This window comes from Exiguobacterium sp. s138, assembly GCF_018618775.1.
Taxonomy (GTDB): Bacteria; Bacillota; Bacilli; order Exiguobacteriales; family Exiguobacteriaceae; genus Exiguobacterium_A; species Exiguobacterium_A artemiae.
Genome location: NZ_JACSMW010000002.1, coordinates 258,256 through 275,682, shown reverse-complemented (window position 1 = coordinate 275,682; position 17,427 = coordinate 258,256). Strand labels below are relative to the sequence as shown.

Below are 17,427 nucleotides of genomic sequence, written 5' to 3'. Positions count from 1 at the left end.
TATTAAACGGCAGTATGCGCCGTGATAAATCCTTCAATCCGGTCTAATGCCTCGAGTACCCGTTTCGGGTCTGTCGCATACGATAACCGGACATATTCTGGTGCTCCGAAGCCTGAGCCCGGAATCAAGGCGACTTTCGCCTCGGATAACACAGCCGTACACCAGTCATCGACATTTGAGAATCCGCACATTTTTGCTGCCTGTAAGGCGTGCGGGAACAGGTAAAAGGCACCTTCCGGCTTCAGGCAGGTCAAACCCGGAATCTGAATCAAGCGGTCATAAATCTGTTCCAACCGTTCTTCAAACACGACACGCATTGCCTCGACCGGTGCATCCCCTTCCGCATAGGCAGCGACAGATGCTGCTTGGGCGATCGATGTCGGATTCGACGTCGAATGACTGGCGAGATTTGTCATCGCGCTGATGATGTCTTTCGGTCCGATGGCATAACCAATCCGCCAGCCCGTCATCGCATGCGATTTCGAAACGCCGTTAATGATGACTGTCCGCTCACGCATATCCGGTAACGTTGCAATCGATAAGTGCGTCACGCCGTTGTATAACAGTTTTTCATAAATTTCATCGCTGATGACCAACAGATTATGGGCAATCGCCACTTCTGCCACCATCTCAAGCTCTTCCTTCGTATAGACCATCCCTGTTGGATTTGAAGGAGAGTTTAAGACAAGCGCTTTTGTCTTCGGTGTGATGTGCTGTTCGAGTAGATCACGCGTCACTTTAAAGCGCGAGGCTTCCGTCGTCTCAAGAATGACCGGCACACCGTCACTCAGTTTGATTTGTTCCGGATAGCTGACCCAGTAAGGGGCCGGGACGATGACTTCGTCGCCCGGATCTAAAATCGCCTGGAACAACGTCGACAAAGCATGTTTCGCGCCTGACGCGACCATGACTTCCGAACGGTCATAGGATACCCACAAATCACGGCGTGTTTTTTCAATGATGGCATCTTTCAAGGCAACCGTTCCGCCGGACGGGGTATATTTCGTATCGCCCGCTTCCGCAGCTGCGAAGGCCGCTTGAATGATAAATTCTGGAGTGTTGAAGTCCGGTTCGCCTGCACCGAGTCCGATGATGTCTTGTCCTTCTTCACGCAATGCTTTCGCTTTTGCAGTAATCGCCAGTGTCGTTGACGGTGTCAGTTGTTGTACCCGTTTCGATAACATCCTGTCCACTCCTTTTTAATTGATCCGTAATCGTTTGATGAAGGATCCCTCTTGATAGGTATAGTACGAATAGTCGTAGCCGGTCGCCGTTTTGGTGACAATTTCAATCAGCGCCCGGTTTTCAAAACCGTATTTCGCTGAAACGATGTTTTCCGGATTACCCGCTTGTCGAATGACATCGGCAATCTTCATTCCATCTTTGACACGTCTCGTCTCGATTTTTCCTGTCTTCGGAACGAATGCCCGTAACGCTTGACCATCTTGTTCAATCGTAAAGACACTATACTGGGTTTTTCCGTTAAATACATGGTCAAATTGAATCTGTTTCGGCGCCAATTCTTTTTTCAAGCGTGCTTCCGCTTGAATGGCGACGGTTTGTTCACGTTCTTTCGCTTCAGCGACGGTGAATTGATACACGCCCGTCCCAATCAGCGTAATCAGAAGGATGAAGCCGATCAGACCGATGACGATCTTCCACTTCATGTGCGGTAGATGGTAAAGACCATCTGCTCCTTATCTTTTTCGTCCAGTGCCAGACCAAACATCAAATCTTCTGTTTTCAGCGTGCGATTCAATAAGTCTACAATCTTGTACGTATCGTCATGGCGGTTGACCTTGACGGTTGCTAGCGTCTCGATTTTCGAATCCATCTTATATCCTCCCTCATTTTTCTACATCTATTATAATGCGATAATGCTTATTTTAACAGACTCAATCCGTCTCATTTAAGAACAATTCCAACTCGGCCGTTAATTCGTCGAGCGGTTTAGCCAAAAGCGGCACGTTAGGCAGACTTGTGACAAATCGTTTTCCGTAACGGGTCGTCTCGATACGGCGGTCAAAGACGAAGACGACACCCCGGTCATTCGTCGTCCGGATCAAGCGGCCGAATCCCTGTTTGAAGCGAATGATGGCTTGCGGCAAACTGTATTCGAAGAACGACGATTTTCCTTGTTGTTCAATTTGTTCTGAACGCGCCTGCACAATCGGTTGATCGGGTGGTGCAAACGGCAGTCGCACGATGACGAGACAACTCAGGTCGTCACCCGGAACATCGACCCCTTCCCAAAAGCTCGCTGTACCGAACAGGATACAGGCATCAAGTTGTTTAAATTGTTTCATCAGACGCTGCCGTGATCCTTGGGTGATCCCTTGGGAAAGTAACGTAAACCGTTCCGGCAATGCCATTTTCGTTGCATCATGTGTTTGGCGTAACATTTCGTTTGATGTGAATAACACCAACATCCGGCCTTCCGTCACTTCGGCAATCCGGATGATGGCATCCGCAATGACTTCAGAATACGTGGCTTGCGGTACATCTTGTAATAACGGTAAGTCCGTCGGAATCATCAGTCGGACTTTTTCGGCGTATCCGAACGGCGACGGAACGATGAACCGCCGTGTCTCGAGCTCCGACAGCCCTAGCCGCTGTTCGATGAACTGAAATTTATTTGATACCGTCAAAGTCGCGGACGTTAAGATACAGGTCCGTTTCGAAAAAACTTCCCGATGCAGACGATCTGAAATATCAATCGGTTGCGTATAAATCCGCGTCAGTTTCCGATTTTTAGCCGTTGTTTCAATCCAGGAGACGGTCTCATCATGCGGGGCGAGCATCGTCTCAAAGATCGCTTGTTCGACTTCTTCCAACTGACCGATCACCGCCTTTAAATCCGCCACGACGGACCGTTCCCGGTAACTCATATGTTCCCGTTGATCATGGAACAATTTATGAATTGCCCGGATTGCCTGGCGGAGACGCCGTAAAACCAGTTCCACACGTTTCGCGCTCTCCTGCACCGCCCGCATCGACTGATCAAGTCGTTTGAAGCGAACGGTGACACGTCCTTCCCGCCGTTCTTTCCGGGAAGCCAGTTCCAAACCGTACGCTTGAATGATTGTCAACAGTCCGTCGGCTTCTTCGAGTAATTTTGTCAATGTCTCATCGATCGTTTCACTGTGCGCTTCGACCAGTTCCGTCAAGTCGTATTGATCCGATAGACTGATCAGCCGCGTCAACAGTTTTTTATCGGAAGAGAATCCGAGCTGTCTGAATATCCGGTCAAAGGAATGACCGTCAAAAACCAGACCGAAATGATGACTGGCCACTTCTTCGATTTGGTGGGCCTCATCCAAAATCAACGGACATCCCTTTGGTAGGACACCGGCTTCATATTGAATATCACTGAACAACAAGGCATGATTCGTGACGATGATCGTCGCCTGTTTCGCCCGCCGGACGGCATGATGGAAAAAGTCCCGGCTGTACCAGGGATCAAATCGTCCGAGTTGCGACTGACTGTCCGACTGGATCAGCTGCTTAATGGCGATATTTCCTTGCGCTGCCCCTCCGGGTAAACTGACTTCCTCCAGGTCGCCTGTTTCCGTCTGTGTCAACCAGACCAACAAGATGGCTTTCGCCAACGTAAAATTATACGGTTCTTCCGTTTCGCTGAGGAAAAACTCAAACTTGCGTAAATCCATGTAATTACTGCGCCCTTTTAATAAGGTAATGTCGACCGGTGCTTCAAACAGTTGGCGTAAAAGCGGCAAATCCCGGGCAAATAACTGTTCCTGTAATTGAATCGTGTGGGTACTGACGATAATCGGCGTCTCATGTTCAATCGCATAATGCGCCGCCGGTACAAGATAGCCGAGGGATTTCCCAGTTCCCGTCCCCGCCTCGACAAGTAGCGGTGTTTCTTGGTCAAGCGATTGATAAACATGACGCATCATTTCAAGCTGTCCCGTACGCGGTTCGTACCCAGGGAACAGTTGCGGAAACACGGTTTCGTTCAATCGGTCAACGAACGGACTGAACGGTTCCAGCTCGGTCCGTGTGTACCATTCTTCCGGTTCGGTTCGCTTCTTTAAAGCCAGCTTACGAAAAGAATCAAACCGGTCATCCGGCTCCAGTCCGACCGTTTGAATCGCCTGATCAATCTCCTGTTCAATCGCACTAAACAGTTTTCCGGCCAGCCGACGTAAGTGGCGTAACGTATCGAGCGGTAAATCCTGTAGACGGGTAAATAAATGAAGCAACAGTTCCGCCGTCGCTTCTGCATCGCTCCCGGCACGATGCGCTTCGTGGTGCGTCAACTGTAACGCTTCCGTCAAATGCGACAACGAATGACTTTCAGCAGTCGGCAGCAAGATCCTCGCTAACTCGACTGTATCGATGACAGGACCCGTATACGGCAAATAGCCTTCTTCTTCCAAAGCTTCGTTCAAAAAGGTCAGATCAAACTGCACATTATGTGCGACGAACACACCACCATCGAGTAATTGAAGTACGCGCGGTGCAATGGTCGCGAATGATTCCGCCTGTGCCACATCCTCATCCGTAATGCCGGTCAATTGAGAAATAAACGGCGGAATCGGTTTTTGTGGACGGACAAATGCCGACAGACGATCTGTAATCTGACCGTCTTCAATTACTGCCACTCCGATTTCAATCATCTCATCGCCGGATTTAATCGAATGTCCGGTCGTCTCTAAATCCACTACAACAAACTTCTTTTCCACGACTCATCTCCACCTTTAACCATCCATATCTTAAGTATATGGCATCTCAAGTTCCATCTTAACAAAAAAGAGACCCGAATGTATCTCGGGTCCCTCAAAATCATAAGATCGTATGTGCGATTTCCTGCGATAACATCTGCTTAATCGAATTCTCTTGATCAAGAACCGCGACTTTCGGAACATGTGTCGCAATTTCTTCGTTCGTCAATTGCGCATAAGCCATGATGATGACTTCATCACCGATTTGGAAATGACGGGCTGCTGCTCCGTTCAGACAAATGACACCAGAACCACGGGCTCCCTTAATGGCGTATGTTTCAATCCGGGCCCCGTTTTGATTGTTCGTCACTTGGACCTTCTCGTTTTCAAGAATCCCGACCGCGTCCAGTAAATCTTCATCGATCGTAATCGAACCGACGTAATGCAGATTCGCTTCCGTGACACGGGCTTTGTGTAATTTTGCATGCATGAATGTACGTAACATGATCATGCTCCTCTCGTATATAGTAAGTTATCAATCAATCGGGCCGATTCAAATTGAACGGCAACCGCCAGTAAAATCGTGTCCGTAGTCGCATCGACCGGACCGAGTGTCGGATAGGCGACAGCTTCGACATAATCGATCGTCGTGCCTTCAAAGTGAAGCGACGCCCGTGTTTGCTCCAGAACCGTTTCGAGCGGCGTTCCGGCATCGAGCGCTTGTTTGGCTTGTTGGAGCGCCTGCTGGATACCCGGTGCCTGCTTCCGTTCCGTTTCCGACAGATAGACATTTCGCGACGATTTCGCCAGTCCATCCGCTTCACGAATGATCGGACACCGCTTGATTTCGACCGGGACGAAGTAATCTGTGACATACCCTTCAATTAATGCCAGTTGTTGTGCATCCTTTAATCCGAAATAGGCACGCGTCGGTTGGACAATATTAAACAATTTACTGACGACCGTCAAGACCCCGTCAAAATGTCCCGGTCGCGACGTGCCACATAAGACGTCATCACCCGAACGAACCGTCACCCGCGCCATATCAAGCGGATACATGACGTCGTTCGTCGGATAAAAGAGATAATCGACACCGGCAGCTTGGGCCAATTGCTGATCACGCTGTTCGTCCCGCGGATAACGGTCTAAATCTTCGTTTGGACCAAATTGTGTCGGATTGACAAAGATACTTAATACGACAATGTCATTCTCCTGCCGTGCCTGTTCGAGTAAGGAAGCATGCCCTTCATGCAGGAAGCCCATCGTCGGAACGAATCCGACCGATGTCTGTCCTGCCAATGCTTCGCGCAATTGTGTCACACTCTGCATGATTTTCATTCTTTAAATCCTCCATATAACGCCCCGATCAGTTCTTCATCCATCAGGAACGAGTGGGCGAGTTCAGGGAACGTCCCGTTTTTGACGTCTTCGACGTAACGGGCGATCGCTTCCGTACCGGATGTGTTCCAGTCGGCATATGCTTTAACGAATTTTGGCAACCGTCCGACACCGTACGTCAAGATATCATGGTAGACCAATACTTGTCCGGCAACATCGGCACCTGCCCCAATTCCGATTACCGGAATCGTTAAGAGTTCCTGAACACGTTTCGCCAGCGGATGCGGTACACACTCAAGAACAAGCATCTTCGCTCCCGCTTGTTCTGCGGCCAAACTGTCGGCAATCAACTGTTCCGCTGCTGCAAGCGATTTCCCCTGAACTTTAAATCCTTCGAGCACTCCGACCGATTGTGGTGTCAGCCCCAAGTGGGCAACACAAGGCATACCGGCCTCCGTCAGACGACGAATCGTTGTCAGGATGTCTCCGGCCCCTTCGAGTTTCAAGGCGTCTGCTCCGCTTTCCTGGAAGATACGGGCTGCCGCCTCAAGCGTCCGGTCAAACGAACCGTGATAGCTGGCAAACGGCATGTCAACGACCATAAAGGTTGCCGGTGCTCCGCGACGGACAGCTTTTGCGTGATGGACCATATCGTCTACTGTCACGGCAATCGTCGAATCATATCCGAGAATGACATTCCCGAGCGAATCCCCGACCAGCAGCAAATCGACGTGTCCGGCTTCCGCTAATTTTGCGGACGGATAATCGTACGCTGTGAGCATGACGAGTTTTTCGCCCGCCTGTTGTTTTTTTAGTAAAGGTGTCATCGTATGCATGTGTGTTCTCTCCTTCGTAGTTTAGAGAGGACAAAAGGAAATGCCTTCCTTCCTAAAAAATAGCATAGGAAAGAAGGCATGAATAAGTGCAAAATCATCCTTCTGTCCCTGTCCAAGTAGGATCAAGGCAGTCAAATAAACAATATGAATATAAGCCTCTAACCGGTATGACTCCAAGTGGCTATCATCCTCGCACTTATTATACATGATTCAAAAAGCAGACTGCAAACGTCCGAGCTTACATCTCCGTCCAGTAAACCAGTTCGGCGGAATGAAATGCTTTCAGTCCTGTCTCTGTTTCAATTTGTAAGGTACCGTCCGCCTGAATTCCGCGTAAGATTCCGGTCACGGTCTCTTGCCGGGTCCGCAACGTCACTAAATCGTTTAACCGGTCGGCGTATTTCTCCCATGCCGGGACAAACGATGCGAATCCTTCTGTCAACCATTTCTTGTACATCGGTTCAAACGTGTTTAAAAACAATCCGACGATTTCAGCGCGGGCGATTAATTTTCCGGTTGCTAAATGTAAAGAGGTCGCCCGATCCGATAAGAGTTCCGGAAATTGCGTGTGGTGGACATTGATACCGATTCCGATGATAACGGAATTGATGCGATCGGCTTCCGTCTGCATTTCCGTTAGGATTCCGGCAACTTTTCTTCCGGCAATCAACAAATCGTTTGGCCATTTAATCGTCGCCGGGACGTCTAGTGTCCGTAATGTCTCGGCTAAAGCGATTCCGGCAAGTAAGGTCAATTGCCCGGCCTGGTGAAGCGGTGCTTTGGGACGCAAAATTAAACTCATTGCAATACCTGCACTCCGCGTCTCGTGCCAGGTCCGTCCAAGTTGTCCCCGTCCGTCGGTTTGAAAGTCACAGACAATTAACGTCCCTTCACTTGCCGCTTGTTGCGCCTGCTCATGCGCAATCCGTTGGGTGGTTTCCGTCTGTTCGAGATGAATGATCTGTTGTCCCAAAGTGTCCGTTCGTACATACTGCTGAATCGCAAGCGGTGTCAACCGGTCACCCCGATCCGCCAAATGATACCCGGTTTTCTTATGGGCTTCGATGATATAGCCGTCCTCTTTCAATGCCGCAATTTGTTTCCAAATAGCGGTACGTGAAATATTAAATTGATCCGCCAACTCTTGACCGGATATCCAGTCAGCCTGCATCAATGCCTGGAGGACCCGGTCCCGTGTTGATTTTTCCAATTCATCACTTCCTTTAACAGAATCTCGCGTTCATTATCCAACTGACGGTGCACGACTTGCTGCTCCAAATGATGGAGTGCTTCTTTAATCTGATGTTTTCGTAAACCAAGGTCCATCATGTCCCGTCCGTTGACCGTCAAGTCTTGTAGGCGCCGAATCGGCAAGGACGCCCGGCCTTCGTGACGGTACCCCGTCATCTGATTCAAATGGTCCAACTCTTCATCCGACAGCCGGTAACGTTGCCAATCGGATAACGTCTGTTCATGAACGAGCGGAGCGAATGTCTTCGCCCGTCCCTCTTGTTTTTTAGACCGTTTCCATGCCCGTAAAGATTCGGGATGGAGTCCGGCCACCAAAACGAGCGTCCATACGTCGTCCGGCGACACCCCATTAAACGGCAACAGCATCAACTGATGCAGTATCACATCGTTCATGTGCGGCATATAGTGTCCGATTCCCGTCCGACGCATCGCCGCTAAAGCAGCTTTGCGTCCGGGACCTAACAGCAGTTTTTCAAATTCAATGGCAATCCGTTCGACGGCAACGGATGAAAGGTGCTGTTTTTTATTTTCGATGGCCCGTTCTGTCTCCGGATCGAGTGTAAACTCCAACTGACTCATAAAACGGAACGCCCGGATCATCCGCAGGGCATCTTCATCAAACCGGTCTTCCGCCCGACCGACTGTCCGGACGACTTTCGTCGCCAGATCAGCTTGACCGCCGAACAGATCGACGAGACCGGTCGGCTTCAGCGCCATCGCATTGATGGTGAAATCACGGCGCGTCAGATCTTCCTCCAGGCTGACACCTAGCGTCACTTCGTCCGGACGCCGCCGGTCACTGTACGTACTTTCCGAACGAAAGGTCGTCACTTCAAACGGTACATGATCAAGGACAACCGTGACGGTTCCGTGATCCAGTCCGGTCGGAATCACGACCGGAAACAGGTGCATGACCGCTTCCGGAAGCAGCGACGTTGCCAAGTCATAATCTCCGGGTTCGCGTTTAAGCAACATATCCCGAACCGCTCCCCCGACGATATAGGCTTCGCCGCCTGCCGCTTCAATCGTTTGGATGATCTGATTCGCAGACTCAAGCATTTTCATATTGCGCACACACCCGTTCATATAACAGTTCATAAGCACGAACGACCTGATTGGAATCAAACCGTCTCCGGGTATCTCGGATTCCTTCCTCCGCCAATTCTTCCCGCAAGGCCGCGTCATCAGCCAACTTCCCGATTCGGTCCGCTGCCGTCTTGACATCATACGTCGGAACGATGAATCCTGTTTTTCCGTCCTGAATCACTTCCGGTAATCCTCCGGCGCTCGAGACGACACTCGGGACACCAACGGCCATCGCCTCAAGAACAACCAGTCCGAAGGCTTCTTTTTCCGACAACAGTAAATGAATATCGCTGATCGCCAGCAACTGAGCGACATGCTCCTGTTTCCCGGCGAAAATGATTTTGTCGTAAATTCCAAGTTCCTTTGCCCGGCGTCTCGTCTGTCCCATTTCCGGACCGTCCCCGACCAACAATAACCGCATCGCCCGGTCTTTTGAAGCGATTGCAAACGCGGCAATCGTATCGTCGATTCGTTTGACCGGTCGGAAATTCGAAATATGAATGACGACGATTTCATCCGGCTCGATACCGTAATGCCGCTTCAACCGTTCATCCCGCATCGGATAATACATACTTTCGTCAATCGAGTTTGGGATGACTTCGATCGCATACTGTCCGTTTAATGTTATGTTCGTTTCGAGGGCCAGGCTTTCTGAAACCGCCGTGACGGCATCTGAACTTTCGATTCCGTACCGGATGGCCGGTTGCATTTCCAAGTCCTGACCGATGACGGTAATGTCTGTCCCGTGTAAGGTCGTCACGACACCAACCCCTTTTTTCTTCGCCATATTCCGTCCAAGTTCCGCGCATACCGCATGCGGGACCGCGTAATGCGCATGAATGATGTCAAGATCAAACAGATCGATCACTTCCGCGACTTTTGACGCCAAGGTAATGTCATACGGGGGATATTTAAAGACCGAATATTGATTCACCTCAACCAAATGAACGGTAATGTTCGGACGATATTCCGTCAAGCGGAACGGAATGCTCGAGGTGATGAAATGAACATCATGCCCCCGGTCCGCTAACTTCATTCCGAGTTCCGTCGCCACGACACCACTGCCGCCGACCGATGGATAACAGAGAATCCCAATCGCTTTTTTCATATCTAGTCACTCTCTCCTCATTAAATAATGTCCTGTAAGTAATGTCTTGTCCCTGCTCATTGTAATCAAATTGCCGACTAAAAACTACATCCGCCACTTTTCGAACGATTTTCGTCAGAAAAGCTAGTCTTTTTTGACGTCTGCCGTTACCCTAGAGAAAGAGTCATGTAGAGAGGAGCAATCAGATGGCACCCCCATTTCAGTTTCCGATTCGTATTCAAAACATCATCTGGATTTTGATCGGATCCTTTATTTTCGCTTTTGGTATTTATCATTTTAACGTGCAAAATGAGTTGGCAGAAGGAGGATTTACAGGAATCACCTTGATCTTAAAAGGACTGTTCGGTTTTTCCCCGTCCGTTACGAACTTGTTGCTCAACATTCCGTTATTTCTCGTCAGTTATAAACTGCTCGGACGGACGACGTTCGTCTATACATTGATCGGAACGTTCAGTTTCTCGATTTGGTATGGATTGATTGCAAAATATTCTCCGCTTGAAATTTTCTTGAAAGACGATATGGTTCTCGCAGCCTTGTTTGCCGGGGTTTTCATCGGTGTCGGGCTCGGTATCATTTTCAATAATGGCGGGACGACCGGCGGGGTCGATATCATCGCCCGCTTGACCAAACGGTATTTTGGTTGGTCGATCGGCAGAACGTTTATGGTCTTCGACTTTTTTGTCATCGTCGCTTCACTGAGCTATCTCGACTATAAACAGGCGATGTATACATTACTTGCCGTCTACGTCGGAGCCCGGGTCATTGACTGGATGCAAGAAGGCACCTATGCCGGAAAAGCCGCGATGATCATCAGCGATCAACGGACGGAAATTGCAGACGGTATCCATGCGACGATGAACCGCGGGACGACCCGCCTGATCGCCAAAGGTGGCTATTCGGGACGCGACTTGGAAGTCTTGTACGTCGTCGTCGCCCGCAATGAAATCACACGGTTGAAGACACTTGTCAAATCAATCGATCAGCACGCGTTCATCACACTGCACGATGTCTATGAAGTGACCGGTGAAGGGTTTACCTTTGATGAAAACCGGGTCCCGATTAAAGAAACGTAATCAATGACAATAAAAATGACGAGAAATCCATTGCGGACTTCTCGTCATTTTTTTCGATTCGATTAGTTAGTCATCACTTGACGGTGCAAAGACAATCAAAGCCAAACGGACGAACTCAGCAATCGCGACGAGTGTCGCAGCAACGTATGTCCAAGCTGCAGCATTCAAGACACGGCGTGAGCCGCGCTCTTCTTCCGCATCGATGATTCCGTGTTCCGTCAACTGGGCCATCGCCCGGTTCGACGCATCAAACTCGACCGGTAACGTGACGAGTTGGAAGATGACGGCTCCGAGCATCAGGATGACCCCAAGCATGGCAAGTCCGCTCATTCCGGCGAGGAAACCGATCAGTAACAACGGGAACGATAAGTTGGACGTGATCGAAGCCACTGGCGCAATCCGGTGACGAACCCGCATCATGCCATAGTCGGTTGCATCTTGAATGACGTGCCCGATTTCGTGGGCAGCAATCGAGACGGCTGAGACGGTCGAACCGTAGTAAACATCTTCTGACAAACGGACGACTTTATTCGTTGGATCGTAATGATCGGACATCGTTCCGCCGATTGGTTCTAGACGCACATTCGTGATTCCGTTTTGCTTCATGATGAAATCTGCGACCTGTGCTCCGGTCACGCCGCTGTGAATCGGAACTTCCTGATATTTCTTGTACGTTTTTCTGACACGCATCTGCGCCCAAATCGGCACGATGATGATGATGGCCAGATAAATCAAATAGTTTGCCATGTCGTCGCTTCCTTTCATAAAAAAAGATTATAGTCTTATTTTATGTTCAAGCGACCTTATTGTCAATCGAATCGCGTGCCACAAACCAATATCCCATCAAAAGACATAATCCAGTCAGCCAGAACGAGCCGTACCCGATCCACTGGATATGTTCGGCGAGTGCCGGATACCGCGGCCACTGTCCGAGAACGTAATCGACGACATCGTTATGGACGACCCAAATTGCGACAAGGAGCAGCTCTTTGACCCGAAACGTCATGACCGGCGCGTAAAGCAATGCCTGAAACGCCATCGCCCCGTGCGAGACCATCAGCATCAACGCCATGGCCGTCAAATAAGAATTCTCCGTCCCGAGTTCCCGTAACATCAAGGCATTCATGACGACCGCCCACACCCCGTATTTGATTAACGTCACAAAGGCAAGGGCTTCAAATAAACGGGAACGGCGGTTGAAAATCCATAAAAAGACAATAATCGTAAAAAAGAGCGAGGCTGTCGGACTGTCCGGAATGAACGGATAATAGTACCACTTCGACTGCGCCAGTTGGGGTTGATACCAGTAATAGCCGTATAATGTTCCGCCCAAATTAATCAAAGCGAGCGGCCAAAGCACAGCTTTATGTTTTAACAGATGAATGAACGGCATGTATTGTCACCTCATGATAGACAAAAACCGGAGGAAAATTCCCCCGGCCGGTTGTCTTATTTATTGTTTTCTCCGCCTTCACCGTATGAAGCGATGAATTTAGCAAGTTCTTTATGTTCGGCATCTGAACCTTTGAACTGTCCAGCAGGCATCGAACCGACACCTTTGACTGCGATATCATAAATTTCTTTTTCTGTCTTTTTCGTCCCGACGAGGGCTGGAGCTGCTGCGCCGCCTTCGAGGTTCTTACCGTGACAGTTGACACATGATTGGTTCGAGTAAATCTCGAATCCTTTTGCTGATGTATCGATTTTTGGACCTTCGTTCATTGTCAACTCACCTTGTTTGTGGATAGTATCCCAGTGTGTTGTCTGAACCGATTCCCATGTCAAGAAGACGATCGATACGATTGCAAGTAACATCATGCTGACGGCGATCGGACGTTTTGCCGGGCGACGTTCGAGTCCCTGGTCAAGCCATGGCGCTACGAGCAATGCTGTAAACGCAAGACCAGGCAGGATGACCGTTCCCATTAAAATGTACGGACCAGCCGCGAATTGGTATTTCAAGAGCTGATAGAGGAATAGGAAGTACCAGTCCGGAAGTGGAATGTACGACGTATTCGTCGGGTCAGCAATATTTTGAAGCGGTGCTGCTTCAACGATTGTCAAGGTCATGAAGCCGATCAAGAAGACCGCTCCTACCATCCATTCGCGAAGCAAGAAGTTTGGCCAGAACGCTTCCGTCCGACCTGGATACTCCGAATAGTCTTTTGACTTGTTCGGCATCCGGTTGTTGATCGACACCCGTGAATCGGTGACGAATTTCATTCCTTTACCACGATGCATCGTGTTCTCCCCCTTTTAGTTGTCTAATAATAAGTGTCGGTTTAAAGTGGTCCAGAGATCCCTTGTTTCCGGATCATCATGAAGTGGGCCCCGAGCAAGACGAACAATGCTGCAGGAAGGAAGAAGACGTGAATCGCAAAGAATCGAGCGATTGTGCTTGCACCGACGATTTCTCCACCCGCCAGGAGTGTTTTTGCAATACCACCGATGACAGGAATACTTTCCGCGATTTGAATCGTAACTTTCGTCGCGAACAATGCTTTCATATCCCATGGCAACAGGTATCCTGTCAAACCAAGTGCTAAGACAACGAAGAACAACAGTACACCGACAACCCAGTTCAATTCACGTGGTTTTTTGTATGAACCTGTGAAGAAGACACGTAATGTATGTAAGAACAACATTACGATGACGACCGATGCGCCCCAGTGGTGCATACCACGGACGATTTGACCGTGAGCTACTTCATTTTGAAGATAGTACACAGACGCATGCGCATTGATGATATCTGGTACGTAATACATTGTCAGGAACATTCCTGAAAGAATCTGGATGACAATCGTAAAGAATGTCAACCCGCCAAAACAATAAACGAATGCTGAGAAGTTATGGGCCGGGTTAACGTGTTCTGGAACTTCATGATCGGCAATATCCCGCCAAAGCGGCGTGATATCAACGCGCTCATCAATCCAATCATAAATTTTTTGCATCATCGCTTACGCACCTCTTTCGACTGGTTTACCTAGGTAAAGGAAACCATCTTTCTCTTGCTTTTCATATTCATCAAGCGGTTTCGTCGGAGGCGTACCTGGTACGTTGACGCCGTCTTTCGTATACCGGCCGAAATGACATGGGCAATAGAATTGTTCTGGGTGCGTCGGATCCGCTCCAAAACTGACCTGGCATCCTAAGTGTTTACAGATCGGTGATAAAGCTAACACTTCGCCTTTATCATTTTTAAACACCCACGCAGATAACGTTTCTTCAAACTCATACCACGCATCCTGTGTTTGTTTTTTGAAGTCAACCCGTTTTGGTTCTGTCGTGATGTCCGACAACTTCATTACTTTTACTTTATCGCCTGCTCCTGATTTCTTCAGGACTGGATCAACTGCGAAGTTGACCATCGGCATGACCATCGTCGCCGCCATAAAGCCGCCGACTCCAGTCAATGTATACGTCAAGAATTGACGACGTGTTACGTTAGACCCGTTTTGAGCCATCTCGATCCCCCCTCGTGATGTACACTGTGCCCCAAGACCACGGTACTTCACACAAATTTCTCACATGGTAATAGTATCTTAATAAAATCATTGCGTCAACCGCTTCATAGCGCGGTCCAGCGGTTTCCTAACTGCTCTAAGACTTGCCCGACAAAATTCCCGACCATCTGACCTTGTTGATCTCGGCTCATCGTCTCAAGCGATAAACGCGGGACATAAATAATGTCCGTGACCGATGTCTCTTTCCACCGTAAATCGGCAGTAATGAACGTCACAAATCGAAACTGTTCTGAAGATGCCGCCTGTTGCCAACTCGTAAGCTGGTCGATGGACGGTTCACCGATATACGTCATCGCCGGTACAAGCATCGCCCGTCCCGACAATTGCCGTTCGACTTCCGTCGCGACGGTCATCGTCATATCTGCACATTCCGAGAAAGCATGCATCGCTTCGTCGAATCCGACGGGAATCAATGGGACAATCAACGTATCGATATACGCTTGTTCGTTTCTTGTCCTTTGAACATCGGATGGTTTGAAACGCAAGTCATTCCCCCCTTTCCTGTTCACTTACATTTCGTCACATTTAATGTATCATATCCGCTTTTGTTACTGCTTCTTTAATGTGAACGTTTTATGAAATTAGCTACAATTTTTCTTCATATTTTCCCCTTAGTTTCGATTTCGAAAAAAAGCCTCCCTTCAGTACAGTCGAAGGAAGGCAAACGACTCGATTTTTCGATCAGAGTTGGCTGCGGATGATTCGCAATTCGTCCGAAAGCGATTGGAAACGATGTTTATCCCGGGCGTCAAGCGCCTCGTCGATCAACCGGACCAAACGTTCTTCTTCTTGACGGTTGACCGTCGCCGCAATGAAATTCATCGCAGCATCGGCCAGTTTCGGTTCAACGGCTACTTCCGGTCGGAACGGATTTTCCTCCAACAGCGAGAGGTACTCGTCATCCATCATCATCCCTTGAAAGTTCAACTCGATATAAAGCGGCTCATCCGTCAATCGAATATCATGGTAGGCTTTTTCCGGATCGGTCGTTTTGACCTCTCCTTTTTTAAAGAGAAACGGGTCTGCATCAAATCCATAGGTCGTAATGATCATTGCTTTTGGCGCAAACATGGCATTTTGAACAAAGTGAACCTGTTCGAGCTTCGAATCGTTTCGAAGCCAATAATCGATGATCCACTTTGATTCCCGACGTTTCAACGTATAATAGGTCAAGATGCGGCGCAAGAAACGCTGCTTTCTCTCTGTCATCTTAATCCTACTCCCTTCTCCAGTGAAGTCATCCATCCATTCGTTCGACATAGTCGACTAAATCGGCATCTTCCGGTGTCAGTGCAGCCGCCCGGCGTAATAAGATCAGCCCTTCGTCCCGGCGTCCTTCTTCCACGAGCGCATATCCATACTCTTTTAAGAATAACGCATCATCCGCAAAAGCAGCCTCTACTTGCGCATATTTCTCCATCGCTTGCGTATACTCTTCTAATGCATATAAGGAGCGTGCCCGGTACCAGGTCAGAATCGGTGCCGTCACATGTTCTTCGATGGCGGAAATCGTCTCAAGCGTCGCATCGTGATCTTCATCTTCCGCGAGCAGTGCAAGCAGTCTTTCGGCCGCGACGAGCGATTCCGGATTGAGGGCCAGGGCTTCACGCAATGCTTTCACACTGCCTTCCCGGTCTCCAAGTTTCAAGAGGAACAATGCTTCCATCGTTCGCAACTCATCGTTGTAATCGTCGCGCTCGATTCCCTGTTTGATGACATTAAGCGCTTCTTTCGTCAGTCCGAGTTCAGCCTGACTTTCCGCGTACGGGACATACGCCGACGTATAATCAGGATCCTGAGCAATCAATTGCTGGAATGTCTCGACCGCTTTTTGATGTTGTCCGACCCGGTGAGCCGTCATCGCGAGTCCGAACAATGTATGCAGATCCGACCGTTCCGCCACGGCGCGTTCATACAGTGGAATCGCTTCTTCGAACTCCCCGATCATGGCCAATGCTTCCGCATAGAGGGCATCCAGCGGCAATTCTTCCCGCAACACCGGATCAGCCGCAATTTCAGCAAACAAAGGAACCGCTTGATCAAATGCACCGAGTGTCATATACAGTTCAGCCAGTCCATAAGCAAGCAACGGTTCATTTGGTGCTAATTCCCGGGCCTCCTTTAATTTGGCCAATGCTACTTCATCAAGTCCTTGCGACTGATACAAGTCGGCGAGCAGGACCAACGTCCGGGGACCATTTTCGATATCCGTCACATCCACCTGTTCCAGGACGGTGATGGCCTCTTCTTCCCGGTCGAGATCGATGTAACATTCGGCAAGCAATAAGGCCACACCGGCATTCCCTGAGTAATCGACGTACAACGGAGCCAACAGATCGACGGCACGGTCGGATAATCCTAATTCGATGTACAAATCAGCCACCGCCAGACGATCTTCGTCCGTTCCTGTTTTTTCGAGTTGTTCGAGTGCGACTAACGCTTCAGACGTATGACCGTGTTCGAGACTCTCGACTATTTCTTTTAATACGTGTTCGTTCAAGGCAAACGCCTCACTTTCCTCTA

General features: G+C 49.2%; 19 protein-coding genes. 1 reads left to right on the top strand and 18 read right to left on the bottom strand.

Features of this window, described 5'->3' with window-relative positions; all coding sequences use genetic code 11:
• Positions 1-2: 2 nt before the first annotated feature.
• The 10 genes from KNP91_RS05200 to bshA form a co-directional block, all read right to left on the bottom strand.
• A complete protein-coding gene (locus KNP91_RS05200) occupies positions 3-1,184 on the bottom strand; it encodes a pyridoxal phosphate-dependent aminotransferase (RefSeq protein ID WP_012370644.1) in 1,182 nt (393 codons plus the stop codon).
• A 15-nt stretch (positions 1,185-1,199) separates the two neighbouring features.
• A complete protein-coding gene (locus tag KNP91_RS05195; protein ID WP_214764380.1) occupies positions 1,200-1,667 on the bottom strand; it encodes a hypothetical protein in 468 nt (155 codons plus the stop codon).
• A complete protein-coding gene (locus KNP91_RS05190) occupies positions 1,664-1,834 on the bottom strand; it encodes a YpmA family protein (protein WP_012370646.1) in 171 nt (56 codons plus the stop codon). Before KNP91_RS05190 ends, KNP91_RS05195 begins: the two co-directional genes overlap by 4 nt.
• A 61-nt stretch (positions 1,835-1,895) precedes the next feature.
• Entirely contained in the window at positions 1,896-4,709 is a 2,814-nt protein-coding gene (gene dinG, locus KNP91_RS05185) for an ATP-dependent DNA helicase DinG (RefSeq protein WP_214848922.1), read from the bottom strand.
• A 100-nt stretch (positions 4,710-4,809) separates the two neighbouring features.
• A complete protein-coding gene (gene panD, locus KNP91_RS05180) occupies positions 4,810-5,193 on the bottom strand; it encodes an aspartate 1-decarboxylase (protein WP_012370648.1) in 384 nt (127 codons plus the stop codon).
• A gap of 2 nt (positions 5,194-5,195) precedes the next feature.
• The gene (gene panC, locus KNP91_RS05175) at positions 5,196-6,026 is read right to left on the bottom strand and encodes a pantoate--beta-alanine ligase (protein WP_214764372.1); all 831 of its coding nucleotides are present in this window, start codon (positions 6,024-6,026) and stop codon (positions 5,196-5,198) included.
• The gene (panB, locus tag KNP91_RS05170) at positions 6,023-6,862 is read right to left on the bottom strand and encodes a 3-methyl-2-oxobutanoate hydroxymethyltransferase (protein WP_012370650.1); all 840 of its coding nucleotides are present in this window, start codon (positions 6,860-6,862) and stop codon (positions 6,023-6,025) included. The genes panC and panB overlap by 4 nt, the downstream gene beginning before the upstream one ends.
• Before the next feature lie 238 nt (positions 6,863-7,100).
• On the bottom strand, positions 7,101-8,072 hold the full coding sequence (locus tag KNP91_RS05165) for a biotin--[acetyl-CoA-carboxylase] ligase (protein WP_214848920.1): 972 nt from the start codon (positions 8,070-8,072) through the stop codon (positions 7,101-7,103).
• Positions 8,033-9,178: a CCA tRNA nucleotidyltransferase gene (locus tag KNP91_RS05160; RefSeq protein WP_041261641.1), complete on the bottom strand. Its 1,146-nt coding sequence runs from the start codon at positions 9,176-9,178 to the stop codon at positions 8,033-8,035. Before KNP91_RS05160 ends, KNP91_RS05165 begins: the two co-directional genes overlap by 40 nt.
• The gene (gene bshA / locus KNP91_RS05155; protein WP_012370653.1) at positions 9,165-10,307 is read right to left on the bottom strand and encodes an N-acetyl-alpha-D-glucosaminyl L-malate synthase BshA; all 1,143 of its coding nucleotides are present in this window, start codon (positions 10,305-10,307) and stop codon (positions 9,165-9,167) included. Before bshA ends, KNP91_RS05160 begins: the two co-directional genes overlap by 14 nt.
• 185 nt (positions 10,308-10,492) lie before the next feature.
• Here bshA and KNP91_RS05150 point away from each other — a divergent pair, with 185 nt between their 5' ends.
• Positions 10,493-11,380 (top strand): YitT family protein, encoded by an 888-nt coding sequence (locus KNP91_RS05150; protein WP_012370654.1) that lies wholly within the window; start codon positions 10,493-10,495, stop codon positions 11,378-11,380.
• Positions 11,381-11,446: 66 nt separating this feature from the next.
• Here KNP91_RS05150 and KNP91_RS05145 read toward each other — a convergent pair whose 3' ends face one another.
• From KNP91_RS05145 to KNP91_RS05110, 8 genes are all read right to left on the bottom strand, one after another.
• Positions 11,447-12,127 carry a zinc metallopeptidase gene (locus tag KNP91_RS05145; RefSeq protein ID WP_012370655.1) on the bottom strand — a complete coding sequence of 227 codons (681 nt, stop codon included), beginning with the start codon at positions 12,125-12,127 and terminating at the stop codon, positions 11,447-11,449.
• Between the two features lie 46 nt (positions 12,128-12,173).
• Complete coding sequence (locus tag KNP91_RS05140; protein WP_012370656.1) at positions 12,174-12,773, bottom strand: DUF1405 domain-containing protein; 600 nt, start codon at positions 12,771-12,773, stop codon at positions 12,174-12,176.
• 56 nt (positions 12,774-12,829) lie between these two features.
• Entirely contained in the window at positions 12,830-13,621 is a 792-nt protein-coding gene (locus tag KNP91_RS05135) for a menaquinol-cytochrome c reductase cytochrome b/c subunit (RefSeq protein ID WP_214848919.1), read from the bottom strand.
• Positions 13,622-13,662: 41 nt separating this feature from the next.
• Positions 13,663-14,334, bottom strand: a complete 672-nt coding sequence (gene qcrB, locus KNP91_RS05130) for a menaquinol-cytochrome c reductase cytochrome b subunit (protein WP_012370658.1) — start codon at positions 14,332-14,334, stop codon at positions 13,663-13,665.
• A 3-nt stretch (positions 14,335-14,337) separates the two neighbouring features.
• On the bottom strand, positions 14,338-14,844 hold the full coding sequence (locus tag KNP91_RS05125; protein WP_026828085.1) for a ubiquinol-cytochrome c reductase iron-sulfur subunit: 507 nt from the start codon (positions 14,842-14,844) through the stop codon (positions 14,338-14,340).
• Positions 14,845-14,948: 104 nt separating this feature from the next.
• On the bottom strand, positions 14,949-15,389 hold the full coding sequence (locus tag KNP91_RS05120) for a DUF2487 family protein (RefSeq protein ID WP_012370660.1): 441 nt from the start codon (positions 15,387-15,389) through the stop codon (positions 14,949-14,951).
• 196 nt (positions 15,390-15,585) lie between these two features.
• On the bottom strand, positions 15,586-16,113 hold the full coding sequence (locus KNP91_RS05115; protein WP_012370661.1) for a ReoY family proteolytic degradation factor: 528 nt from the start codon (positions 16,111-16,113) through the stop codon (positions 15,586-15,588).
• Between the two features lie 28 nt (positions 16,114-16,141).
• Entirely contained in the window at positions 16,142-17,404 is a 1,263-nt protein-coding gene (locus KNP91_RS05110) for a tetratricopeptide repeat protein (RefSeq protein WP_012370662.1), read from the bottom strand.
• Positions 17,405-17,427: the final 23 nt, after the last annotated feature.